Source organism: Desulfovibrio sp. (assembly GCF_019424165.1).
In the GTDB taxonomy this organism is placed as follows: Bacteria; Desulfobacterota; Desulfovibrionia; order Desulfovibrionales; family Desulfovibrionaceae; genus Desulfovibrio.
The window spans coordinates 37,647-49,619 of sequence record NZ_JAHZAA010000017.1 but is presented as its reverse complement, the minus strand read 5'-3'; the positions used below and the strand labels follow the sequence as shown (position 1 = coordinate 49,619).

Sequence of the window (11,973 nt, the reverse complement as noted above, 5' to 3'; positions counted from 1 at the left end):
AACAGGGGCAGAACAAGGCCCGCCAGCCATTGGGTGACCTTGAGGAAGCCCCCGGTGCTGCCGATGGCCATGCAGCCCATGATGAAAAAGAGCGGCGCAAAGTTGATGGCGCTTATGCGCTTGCCATTCATGAGGCTTACGCCGGGCAAAAAGGATATGGCCGTCACGAGCACAAGCACGGTTCCGGCGCTCAGATGGTGCAGGGTGTCGGTGGAAAGCAGCACCAGCGTGCCGCACAGCAGCACCAGGGCACGGCGCTGCTCATCGCTCATTGCGCCAAGTTCCGCATGCTTTTCACGCACGGCCCGGCAGAGGCTTTCTTTGTCGACGCTGGTGCGCAGCACGAGCAGCACCAGGCCCAGAGACATGAGCGTGTACAGCATGGCCGGGATAAAGTTGAATTTCGCGTACTCCATCCAGGTGGTCTGGGTTCCCATCACCTTGTCCACAATGCCCATGCCCATGACAAGGTCCCCCGCGCCCGTGAGGTAGGCAAGCTTTGTGGAGCCGACAGCCAGGCAGGCAGCCAGCACCACCGCAGTGGCTTCGCGGCTTTTTGGCTTGAAATCCAGCGCATCGCAGAGGGAAAGGGCCACCGCGCAGATGATGGCTGCCTTGCCCATGATGGAAGGAACCAGCGGCGAAATGATGGCTGCCGCCAGTGTCATGCCTGCCAGGGCTCCGGCAAAGCTGCCGCCTGTCAGCTTGACGCAGGTGAGGGCAATGCGCTTGCCGAGGCCTGTTTCCTGAATGATCTTGCCGAGTGTGAACCCGCCTATGACAATAATAGGCACTTCGGAAAGCCACGGGCCGAAAACGACCTTCTGGCTTACGCCGCAAAAAAGGGTGTACAGTATGGGCAGAACAATGCCCACGGCCACTTCGTTCATGCTGTCCACGGCCCAGGCGATGACGGCCCACAGGGTGACGGCCAGAAATGCCGCCATGGTGTCGGTAAAGGCTTCGCTGCGGGGCATGACGAGGTAGACGGCAAGCGGCAGTATGAGACTGAATGCCCATTTTGCCAGCATGGCCGGTGTAAGGTCGGAAGTTTTAACAAGCATGGCGTCCTCGTGAGGTGTCCGGACTTTGCCCCGCCCCGGCCGGCAAACCGGGGCGGGATGTGGAGGGAGGGTCAGTTGCCGGAGGGGTCTTCTACCGAGGCCACACACAGGGCATTGCTGCCCTCATAGGGCTGGCAGCCTTCCACGGTGACCTCCTTGTCGCGGTCTCCGGCCGCTGCTGCGCCGGGTACGCGGAAGGTAGCCACGTCCAGGGGCGCAATGGCGCTTTCCACGGGTTTTTCCACCTGGGGAACCCATTCATAGGGTACGCGGTAGGCGCGGTAGGTCATGTTCATAGGCACATGCTTGCCCCAATACGGCGAGATAAATTCCCACACGATTTCATGATCGGGGGTAACTTCAAAAACGCGGCCGTCCGAACCCTCCGTGATGAGGGTATTGCCGTTGGGCAGACGCTGCATGCCGCTGATAAAGGGGCTGTAGAAGCGGTTGCTGTCCATCGGTTCAAGAAAGCCCGCTTCCTTGGGCGTGTACTGCCAGACAATCCTGAGGCTCACGGGGTCTATTTCCAGCACACGCGAATGGTCGCGCAGGGCGGCCTTGACGCCGGTGGGAGCACCGGGGTTGGGCACGTCGTAGCCGCCCCAACCGCCGTTGTCGAAAATGAGGATGTTGCCTTCGCCGGGCAGTCCGCGGGGGATCATGTGGGCATGGTGCTGGCCGATGATCCAGCCGATGGCCCTGAGTTCCGGCGAGCTGTCGTAGTCCGGCCCGATTTTCCAGGTAATCTTGCCGGTCTTTTTGCTGATGATGAAGATGATGTTGGCCTCGCGCCCGTCCACAATGATGTTGTCGGGGTGAAAGCGCTCGTCGCCCGCATCGTACCATTTGTTGGGGCCGAGGGCGGACATTGAGTTGATATGTATCCAGTCGCCCATACCTTCGGGCTGCGTGGGCCGGTAGTTGGGATTGCGCGAAAGGGTGTTTTTGGGGCCTTCCCTGAAGCCCATTTCTTCAAAATGCTCGTTGCAGCACCACTCCCAGAGGATTTCGCCGTTCCAGTCGACCTCAAGGATAAGGTCGTCCAGCAAAAGCTTGTCGCTGATGGCGGTATTGCGGACGTTGCGGTGGCAGAGCACCAGGGTGTTGCCTTCCAGCGCCTTGGGCTCCATGCCGGGTGTGAAATACCCCACAGGATTGCCTTCGCGCTGGAAATCGTGATGATAGCGCGCCATCCAGCGCCCTTCAGTGCCGGGATCTTCAATAAATTCATTGCGGTCGAATTTCCAGACAATATTGCCGTCCCAGTCGGTCTGGACAATGTCAAGGCCGTCCTGCACACTGTACTTGCCACTGCGGCGGCCACGGCTGGTAACAAGATAGCCGCCTGGAAGCATCTTGTTGGGCATGCCGTGAACACCTTTCCAGACGTTGACCTCGCGGCCATTCATGTCCATAAGAACAGCACCGACTTCCTGAGCCTGAAAAATGGTGAATCCTCCCCAGCATTTTTCGGGCTTGAACAGGGTGACTCCTGTGGGGTAAATTGTCGGATGACCCATGATGTATCCTCCTTGATGTTTCAAAAGGCGAAATGGCAGTTCGCCTTTTCTCCATGTGGATAAAATTTTTGTGTGTTGCAGAATCAGGGTAGCGGCAGGGTGGCTGAGAGACGTGTTCCGTATGCAACATTTTTCACAATAAATTTCCGACATGGCGCGCGCCGCATGACGGCCGCTGTTTTCTGGGGGTGATTTCATGGTAAAACGAATGGTTGCTGAAGGTGTCAGAGGCAATCGCAATTGGGCCTTTAAGGAGATGAAGGGTATGAACGCCCCCTGGCGGTCGGTGCTGTATCTTGCCAGGCGTTTTGCCTGGCCCAAGGGGCATGAGGTGCAGTTTCGCAATCATCTTCTTTTCTTGGAAAAAGGCTCCGTCAGGATGACACATCAAAGCCTTGAAGGTATGGAAAAAATTCTCTGGTACATTCATGAAGGCTGTATTTTCGGCGAAACGCCCTTTCTGGACCCCATGCCTTTGGAGAGTTTTTTCACGTGTGCCACGGGTTGCGTGGTTTACGGCTTTTCAAAAGAGAGCTTTGCCGTGATCAGCCGGGAGCGGCCCGATCTTGTGTCCAACCTGCTGCACTCCATGTCGCGCAAGCTGCGGATACTGTCCAACCAGGCTTCTTCCCTGTACGTGGACAATCTGCTCGTGCGGGTCTGCAAATTTATGGCGCAGCATCTTGAGCCGGACAGTCATCCCCTTACGGCGAACCTGGGTATCTCGCGGCAGGAAATGGCAAGCCTGCTTGGGGTACACCGGGTTTCTTTGTACAAGGTGCTGAAACAGCAGGAAGAGGAAGGGCTTTTTGGCCCCTTTGAGGGCGATGCGGTGGTTATTTTGCAGCCCGAGAAATTTTTTAAGCTGGCTTCTGCGTAGGACACGCCCGGCATACGGAAAGGGGCGCGCTGCCGTGGTATGGCAGCGCGCCCCTTTTGGGTCCAGCTAACGGAATATCCTGTTTTTCAGCGCACGGCGACACAATCTGCCTGCCCGCAGCCGCCTTGATTCGGCGGCGCGGCCTAGCGCTTCAGCTCCACAGCCTTTTGCAGCATCTGGTCGGCAGTGGTGACCACCTTGCTGTTGGACTGGAAGCCGCGCTGGGTAATGATCATGTTGGCCATTTCCGTGGCTACGTCCACATTGGAATTTTCAATGTTGTAGGCGCGTATGGTGCCGTAGTTTTCGGTTCCGGCCTCGCCCATGTCCATCTGCCCGGCATCGGGGGTGGCGCCGAACATATTGTGGCCTTCACGCCGCAGGCCGTCTTCGCTTGTAAAGCGGCATACGGGAATTTGCCACAGGTCCATGCTCTGGTTGTTGGAAAAGAGCCCCACCACGTTTCCGTTGGCAGAAATACTGATATTGCTCAAAAAACCTTCGGGATAGCCGTTCTGGTTGTTGCGCCGCGTGACAGGCGAGGTTCCTTTATAGTTGGTTGTGGCGTCAACCGCTACGGTGGCGTCCTGCCCCATGCCGCCCAGGGCGTTCTGGCTGGCGCCTACGGCAGCCGCATTGGCCGGTGCATTTTGCCAGCCCCCGGCGGCGCTGATGCCAAGGTTCACCGTTGTGGCTGCGCCGTTGACCGTCATTTGCGGCAGGCCGCCGTCCGACAGGGCAGAGGGAACCCAGTCCGCCAGGTCTTTGCTGCCCTCGGCAGACGGGGTGAAGGCCGTCATGTCGGTCAGTTGCCCCTTGGCGTCAAAAGTAAGGGTTCCGGTCATCAGAGCGCCAGTGCCGGGGGCAATCCCGTTTTCATCCCTGGGCGTACTGCCTGTGGATATGAGGTATTGCACCACGCTGCCGGGGCGGTCGCTGGGGGCGGCATCAAAGTATATGGTCGCCTGTTGCTGGCTGCCGTTTTCACCGTACAGGGTGATGTTCTGGGCATAGCCGTAGGCCAGGTTGGAAAGGGGCGGCGAGGCGTTGGCGTCGTAGGTGTTCAGCAGGCTGAAATAGGGGTTGGCCGCATCGGTGCTGCTCGGCGTTTCCAGGCCCAGGTTGAAGCGCATATCCACAGCCGTGGTGCTCTTTGAGGGCATGGTGGCAAACTTGTCTATGGTGATCTGCTGCAATCCGCCCTTGGTTCCGTCGGCATTATACTTGTAGCCGTTGAGGGCCAGGCCCGAGGGCGTGCGCAAAACGCCTTCCCGGTCAGGGCGGAAATCTCCGGCGCGGGTATAGTAAAGATCCACGCCGTCCGTTACCTGGAAAAAGCCTTTGCCGCTGATGGCCATATCTGTGACCGTATTGCTGGATTCAAGCGCACCCTGGCCGAAAAGCGTGCGTACAGACTCCACCTGAAGGCCCATACCCACCTGGCCGAGCGCCACGCGCGAGTTATCCTGCGCATTCCACCAGTTTCCCATACCGCCCTGTTCGGCGTAAAAAATATCGGAAAAGAGAATGCCCTGCTGCTTGTATCCGATGGTGCTGACGTTGGCGAGGTTGTTGGTGGTGACATTCATGCCCTCCGCCAAGCCCTTCATGCCCGTAGCGCCTATATAAAGTGACGAGTTCACGCTGGCCTCCATAAAAATAGGGGCGGTGGAGGAAAAACATTCCTCCCCGCCCCAATGATGCAGAGAGCGTGCCAGATTGGTGGAACTATTTTTCTACTGGCAGTCCGCGCTGTTGCCAGATGCTGATGCCCTCGTTCATGTGCAGAATATTCCCGATCCCCGCCTTTTGCATGCTTTTGTAGGCTCCGGCGGAACGGTTGCCGGTGCGGCAGTAAAGCAGCACCGGGGCATCCTTGGGCAGGTTGGCAATCTGCGCTTCAAACGGCCCGCCAAAGTAATCGATGTTTACCGCGCCGGGCAGATGCCCCTCGCGGAATTCGGCGGGTGTGCGCACGTCTACAATAATCAGGCCCTGCGGCGGATTCTGCAGCAGATCAGCCGCGTCCTGCACGCTTATATCCCGGGCGGCCGCGGGCAATGCCGCAAGCATGACAAGGGCGAGCAGGGCAAAGGCGCAGAGAAAACGGCGCGATACGCTGTTTTGCATTCTGTTTGGCATAAAGGCTCCATTGATTCGGTTGCCAGGTCCGGTCCGGGGTGCGTCTGATACGGCGTTTTTCAGTGGTTTTTTAGTGCGCGTGGCCTGTTACGCATTGCCGGGCGTATGGCGCGCGCCGGGCTGGCATGCGGAGCGGGCAGATAGTGCCGCGCCCGTTGGGCAAGGGCGCGGCACTATCTGCCGGAGCAGGCGTTTTGCAGTTCAAATACTATTTAACTGTGGCGCGGGCCTTGGCGAAACCTTCGGCCGAATTGCGGATAACGCTTTCGTCCACGCAGAAGGCCAGGCGGAAATGCCCCGGGCAGCCGAAGCCGGTGCCGGGTACTGCCAGCACGCGCTCTTCAAGCAGGGCGTTTACAAAGGCCACGTCATCGCCGCCGGGAGCCTTGGGGAAGAAGTAAAAGGCCCCCGAAGGCATCTGAAATTCGTAGCCAGCCTGCTCAAGCACCTCGGCCATGGCCTTGCGGCGGGCCGCGTAGACCTCAAGGTCCACCTGGCTGCCCAGGGCAGCGGCCATGATGTGCTGGCCCACCACGGGCGGATTGACAAAGCCCAGAATGCGTGTGGTGAGGGTAAGGGCGGCCATGAGCAGTTTTTTCTCTTCTGCGGGCAGCTTGGGCGAAACAGCGGCATAGCCCAGGCGTTCGCCCGGCAGGGAAAGGCTTTTTGAAAAAGAGCTGATGGCAATGGCGTAAGGATAGAGGGGCAGCACCGAGGGTACTTCCACGCCGTCATAGGCCAGAAAGCGGTAGGGCTCGTCAGCCACCAGCCATATCGGCTTGCCGTATTCCTGGCTCTTGTTGAGCAGCAGGTCGGCAATGGCCGAGATTTCCTTGCGTTTGTAAACCACACCTGTGGGGTTGTGGGGCGAGTTGATGAGTACCACGCGGGTCTTTTCGGTAATGGCGGCTTCCAGCGCGTCCAGATCAGGCGCAAAGGTGTCTTTTTTGCTTTGCACGGCCTTGAACACGCCGCCGTGGTTGGACACGTAAAAGCCGTACTCCACAAAATAGGGAGCAAAGGCCAGCATTTCTTCGCCGGGATTGAGCACGGCGCGCAAAAAGGCGTTGAGCACGCCAGCCGCGCCGCAGCCCAGGATCACGTCTTCAGCCGTCAGGGTCACGCCCTGCTCGCGGCTCAGGTAGTCAGCCAGCTTTTCCCGCGCCCAGGCAAAACCACCGTTGGGCATGTAGCCGAAAGCAAACGGCTCGTGAGCGTGCGCGGCAAAGGCGCGCAAACCTTCGGCCACAGCGGGCGGGGCGGGCAGGTCGGGGTTGCCCAGGCTGAAATCATATACCTTGTCCGCGCCGTAACGCGCCTTGAGATGTCCTCCGGCTTCAAACATGCGGCGTATCCACGATGCGTGTTCGAGGTAACCGGTAACACTGTCGGCAAGAATAGACATAAATCGACTCCCAGTGGTTGTTGTATTCGCCATGAGTATTGGTTATGCTTCCAAAAGCCGCATAAAGCAATTGTCATTTGGAGGCTCTGATGCGTTTTGATATTCTCGGCAAAGCCGTGCGCGTCCTGATGCCCGCGCTGTGCGCGGCCATGCTGTTGCCCGCCTGCTCCACCAAGGAGCCGGAAGCCGCGCCCAGCGGTATGGTCCTTACGGTAAACCTGCGCGACGTGCATCGCTGCTCGCGCATTTCGCCAGAAATAACGGTGCTCCAGGCTCCCAACGGTACGGATTACTTTGACGTGCGCCTGGTAGAATACACCGGCGACGCCCAGGAGCTTTTCCTTGGCGGCGGCATGTGGGATAATGACAGTTCGGGCATTATACCCGAAGGCGGCTTGACCCGCCACTATCGCGGCCCCTGCCCGCCTGCCGGACAGGCCAGGGACTATGCCTTTGTGGTCGCAGCCATGAACAGAAGCAGCATGCAGCCGCTGGCCGTTCGCCTGCACCGCTTTACGCAGGAATAGACGCAGGGGGGCTGACCCGCCCTGCATTGTGAAAGCACAAGAAAACCGCCGCCGGGTTAACCGGCGGCGGTTTTTACGTATCTGTCTTTTAGAGCATTTCGATTTTGAGAATAGGTATTCTCAAAATTTACGGTACGCCCGTTACATCGCTTTACCGCGCAAACAGATTGCGCTTGCGCCTTCACGGCGAATGCCGGTGTGCACAGGCGTCAGGGCAAGTTCATTTTGCAATTGCCCTAGACAGACAGGCCCATCTTGATGGCCGCCTGCATGCCCCCGGTGGAATTGACCACATCGGTGATGCCGTGGCGGGCCAGCACAAGCAGGCCGTCATATGCGCGCAGGCCCGTATTGCAGATAATGGCAACGGGGCGGTCTTTGGGAACTTCGTTGATGCGGGCAGCCACCTCTTCAAGCGGTATGGCGTGCCAGTCCGGGTGCTTTTCCTGCACGGCGCGTCCGGCGGCAGCGGGGCGCGCATCAATGAAGAACATGTTATTTTTTTCGCGGTTTTTCCACATGTCCATAAACTGGTCGGCGGTCACCGGGGTAAAGCGCCCGGCCAGCACGTTGTCGGCCACGTTGCCCACCACGTTGACCACATCCATAGCCGAGGCAAAGGGCGGGGCGTAAGCTACCTCAAGGTTGGAGATGTCTTCCACCGTGGGTTGCGAATACTGCAATGCGGCGGCCACGGCATCCACGCGGGCCTTGAGGGAATCGCCGTCGGCGCAGGCCCCCTGCATGCCGAGCACGCGGCTTGTGGCTTTGTCCACCACAAGTTCCAGCGTCATCATGGCCTTTTCGGGGTAAAAATGGGCGTGGTCAAACTGCTCCACACTTACGCTGAAGGCGTCAAAACCCTCTGCGCGGGCGCGCTCAACGGTGAGGCCCACGCCGCAGAAGGAAAGGTCAAATAGTTTGACGGCCCAGGAACCGACATAACCGGGGAATGCGGCGTCGCCGCCCGCAAGGTTGGTGCCGATAACGCGCCCCTGGCGGTTGGCCATGCTGCCCAGCGGCAGGTAGCCCAGCTTGCCGGTAATGATGTTCTTGATGGCAACGCAGTCGCCGCCCGCATAGATGGCAGGGTCAGAAGTGCGCATGTGCCGGTCCACCACAATGGCGCCGAAGGGGGCCACGTCAAGCCCGGCATCCCTGGCAAGCTGCCCGTTGGGAATGAAGCCCGCCGCAAAGACCACCAGTTGGGCGTCCAGTTCGCGCTTGTCGGTGATGACCTTGCAGACCTTGCCGTCCTTGCCTTCAAGCCGCAGGACTTTTTCTCCGGCGTAGACATCCACGTTATGGGTCACGCAGTCGTGAGCGGCCATGCGGGCCACGGAGTGTGAAAGCACGCCGGGCAGTATCTGGTCCACCATTTCCACCACGCTGCACTTGACGCCCCACATGTCGGCCAGGGCCACGGCGGCCTCAAGGCCGATGAAGCCGCCACCCACAATGACGGCCTCGGTGATCTTGCCTTCCTGGCAGGCCGTGCGGATGGCTCCGGCGGCTTCCAGCCGGGTAAGGGAAAGAACGTTTTCAAGATCCTTGCCTTCGACGGGCGGTACGCGCGGGGTAGCGCCCGTGGCGAGTACCAGTTTGTCATAGGGCAGTTTTTCTTCCTGCCCGGTAACCACGTTTTTGACGGCAAGGGTTTTGGTCGCCCGGTCAATGGCCGTGGCGCGGGTCTGGGTGCGGACAGTGATGCCCTTCATGTCACGGAAAAAATCGGCATCGCGCACCGTGTGGTAGGGCGTGGAACGCAGGTCGTCCAGATTCTGGATTTCGCCGGAGACGTAGTAGGGTATGCCGCAGCCGCCGTAAGAAATGAAAACGTTTTCATCCACCAGGGTGATTTCCGCATCGGGCATGAGACGTTTGCAACGGGCCGCGGCCTTGGGACCAAGGGCTACACCGCCCACTACCAGAATTTTTTCGGGCATTTCTGCGCTCCTTACTTGTGAGTATTATGAGCAAATGAGCATTATTAACGTATACTATGTATGCACCGCAATAAAAACAGGGGGCATTGCCCATATTTTTGCGCGGTCTTCGGGTGGTCTGCGGCAGGTCTTGCAGCAGTGCCGGACAGGGGCGCGCCATGCAGGATCGTGCCAGGGCAGGACCCTGCCAGACACTATACTACCGAGCGATAATACCAGGCACGATAACGCCGCGTACGCAATCGCCGGGCTGCTTTGCCGCTGCAAACCTGTAGCCGGGCAGCCCCCGCACGGGGTTCGCGCGCGGCATTACACAGGATTTGCGCAATGTTTTGCGCGGGTGCCGTGTCAGTAGCAACCGGGGTCTGCCCTGCGCCGGGATACGGCCAGGGCGTGGTTGTTCCCGCGCTGCGGCCGCCCTGCGCTCAGCGCCCCCGGTAGCGGCGCTGGTCACCCACGCGCACGGTAATGCGCTCATTGTCCATATATTCCAGAAGGGCAATGAGGTACTTGCGCGAAAGCCCCAGTATTTCTTTAAGGCCGCCCACGTCCAGATTGTTGTTGCTCTCAAACCAGCGGCGCACGCGCTCCATGATGTCGTTCAGGGCCGGGCCGTGATAGTAAAGACCGTCCTTGATCTTGACCAGCGCGCCTTCTTCGCAGAGAAGGCGCAGCACGGGGGCGGCCTCCTTGGCGCTGACGCCCAGTTCTTCCAGCACGTCCTTGGCGTTGGGCGGGGCAAGGCCCGCTTCGGCGTGGGCGTCCAGCAGCTTCTGGCGCAGACCGGCCTGATCCGCCGCAAGGCTGACCTTGTGCCCGGCCAGCCGCAGGCCTTCGCCTTCAAGGGCAAGATGCCCCTGCTTGAGTGCCGTGTCCAGCACGCGCTGGATAAGGCGTTGCGGCAGGTTTTTGCTCCAGCCAGAGCACAGCGCCCCTCGGGTGAAGCCTGGCTTGAGGGGATCTTTGCGGTGCAGCTCCGCCCCGCGCTCAAGGCAGGACTGTTGCAGGTTTTCAAATGCCTGCCTGCCTATCCAGAGGCGTCCTTCCTTGTCCCAGCAAAGGGCCGCGCCGCGTGTGGAAAGCAGTTGCAGGCCCGATTCGAGCGCTGCCCGCGGAAAGCCCGTGAGCACACGCAGGCGCGCCTCATCAGCGCCTTCGGCCCCACGCAGGGCCAGCACGGTTTCGATAAAGGCGGTACGGGCTTCATCTCGTGCCTTTGCCCCGGCCTTGCCGGCAGGGGCGGATTCGGCTTCTCTGTCCAGAGCAGGCAGTTTTTCCAGCAGGGCCAGCTTGTTTTGCAGGTCCGGGTCCTTGCGGCGCAGGTCGGGCGGCAGGGGGCTTAAAAGCAGGCCGCCCGCCACAGTCCGCAGGGGGGAATAGGCGCGTAGCACGCAATGGTCGCCGAAAACGCCCACCATTTCGTCCTTGAAGCGGATTTCCGCCAGGGCGGTTTCGCCGGGGGCCAGTTTGTCCCTGTCCCAAAAGACCACGCGGGCCGCACATTCTTTTGTGCCGTGGTGAAAATGTATCTCCACCCGCTGGCGCAGGGCGCGCGGGGAGGAGGAAAGGCAGGTAAGGCGCATGAGCCAGCGCCGGGCCGGAAAAAGCTCATCGGGATGGGCCAGCACCTGGCCGCGCTCGATATCGCCCACCTCCAGCCCCTGAACATTGGTGGCGCAGCGCTGTCCGGCCGGCACAGCGTCAACGCTTTTGCCGTGGCGCTGCAGACCGCGCGCCCTGGTGGGAGTACCGGGCGGCATGAAGCGCAGGTCATCGCCGACCTTGACGCTGCCTGAAATGACCGTACCCGTGATGACCGTGCCGTAGCCTTTCATGCTGAATACGCGGTCTACAGGCTGGCGGAAGATATCAACACGCCGCCGGGCAGGAAGGTCGGCAGCCAGTTGAAAAATATGGGTGCGCAGGGCGTCTACCCCTTCACCTGTGGCCGATGAGACAGGAAAGACCGGCGCACCTTCAAGAAAGGTTCCGGCCAGAAAACCGCGCACATCCTCGGTAACCATTTCCAGCCAGTCGGCATCCACCATGTCTGTTTTGGTCAGAGCCACAAAGCCGTTCCGGATGCCGAGCAGCGAGCATATTTCAAGGTGCTCGCGGGTCTGGGGCATGACGCCTTCGTCCGCCGCGATGACCAGCATGACAAAATCCACCCCGGCAGCTCCGGCAACCATATTTTTTACGAACCGCTCGTGGCCCGGCACGTCCACAATACCCAGGCGTTCGCCGCCGGGCATGTCCACCCAGGCGAAGCCCAGTTCAATGGTGATGCCACGGCGTTTTTCCTCTTCCAGCCGGTCGCAGTTGATGCCCGTGAGAGCGCGCACCAGAGAGGTTTTGCCGTGGTCGATATGTCCGGCTGTGCCCAGCACTACAGCCATGTGATACCCCCTGAAGTTATTGCGTTCAGGATAACATGCGGTAACGGGCCTTTGCAAATGCGGCGGAGCCTGTTTTTGTGCGGGGAC

Annotated in this window: 9 protein-coding genes; 2 read left to right on the top strand and 7 right to left on the bottom strand. The window is 59.9% G+C overall.

The genetic code is table 11. The features are described from left to right. The coding region (locus tag QZ377_RS07675; protein WP_291440583.1) for an SLC13 family permease at positions 1-1,064 on the bottom strand (1,064 nt) is incomplete at its 3' end. A gap of 71 nt (positions 1,065-1,135) precedes the next feature. Further along, positions 1,136-2,587 (bottom strand): aryl-sulfate sulfotransferase, encoded by a 1,452-nt coding sequence (locus QZ377_RS07670; RefSeq protein ID WP_291440582.1) that lies wholly within the window; start codon positions 2,585-2,587, stop codon positions 1,136-1,138. Positions 2,588-2,852: 265 nt separating this feature from the next. Here QZ377_RS07670 and QZ377_RS07665 point away from each other — a divergent pair, with 265 nt between their 5' ends. After that, a complete protein-coding gene (locus tag QZ377_RS07665; RefSeq protein ID WP_291440581.1) occupies positions 2,853-3,467 on the top strand; it encodes a Crp/Fnr family transcriptional regulator in 615 nt (204 codons plus the stop codon). Positions 3,468-3,610: 143 nt separating this feature from the next. Here the strand turns inward: QZ377_RS07665 and QZ377_RS07660 are convergent, their stop codons facing one another. The 3 genes from QZ377_RS07660 to QZ377_RS07650 form a co-directional block, all read right to left on the bottom strand. Beyond that, entirely contained in the window at positions 3,611-5,110 is a 1,500-nt protein-coding gene (locus QZ377_RS07660; RefSeq protein WP_291440580.1) for a flagellar hook-basal body complex protein, read from the bottom strand. Positions 5,111-5,195: 85 nt separating this feature from the next. Further along, positions 5,196-5,609, bottom strand: a complete 414-nt coding sequence (locus QZ377_RS07655) for a rhodanese-like domain-containing protein (protein WP_291440579.1) — start codon at positions 5,607-5,609, stop codon at positions 5,196-5,198. A gap of 208 nt (positions 5,610-5,817) precedes the next feature. Next, the gene (locus QZ377_RS07650) at positions 5,818-7,014 is read right to left on the bottom strand and encodes a pyridoxal phosphate-dependent aminotransferase (RefSeq protein ID WP_291440578.1); all 1,197 of its coding nucleotides are present in this window, start codon (positions 7,012-7,014) and stop codon (positions 5,818-5,820) included. Positions 7,015-7,103: 89 nt separating this feature from the next. On the opposite strand from QZ377_RS07650, the gene QZ377_RS07645 reads away from it, so the two are divergent. Beyond that, positions 7,104-7,541, top strand: coding sequence for an MbtF (locus QZ377_RS07645; RefSeq protein ID WP_291440577.1), 438 nt, complete (start codon positions 7,104-7,106; stop codon positions 7,539-7,541). Positions 7,542-7,777: 236 nt separating this feature from the next. Here the strand turns inward: QZ377_RS07645 and QZ377_RS07640 are convergent, their stop codons facing one another. After that, positions 7,778-9,487 (bottom strand): FAD-dependent oxidoreductase, encoded by a 1,710-nt coding sequence (locus tag QZ377_RS07640; protein ID WP_291440576.1) that lies wholly within the window; start codon positions 9,485-9,487, stop codon positions 7,778-7,780. Positions 9,488-9,912: 425 nt separating this feature from the next. After that, entirely contained in the window at positions 9,913-11,886 is a 1,974-nt protein-coding gene (gene selB, locus QZ377_RS07635; RefSeq protein ID WP_291440575.1) for a selenocysteine-specific translation elongation factor, read from the bottom strand. Positions 11,887-11,973: the final 87 nt, after the last annotated feature.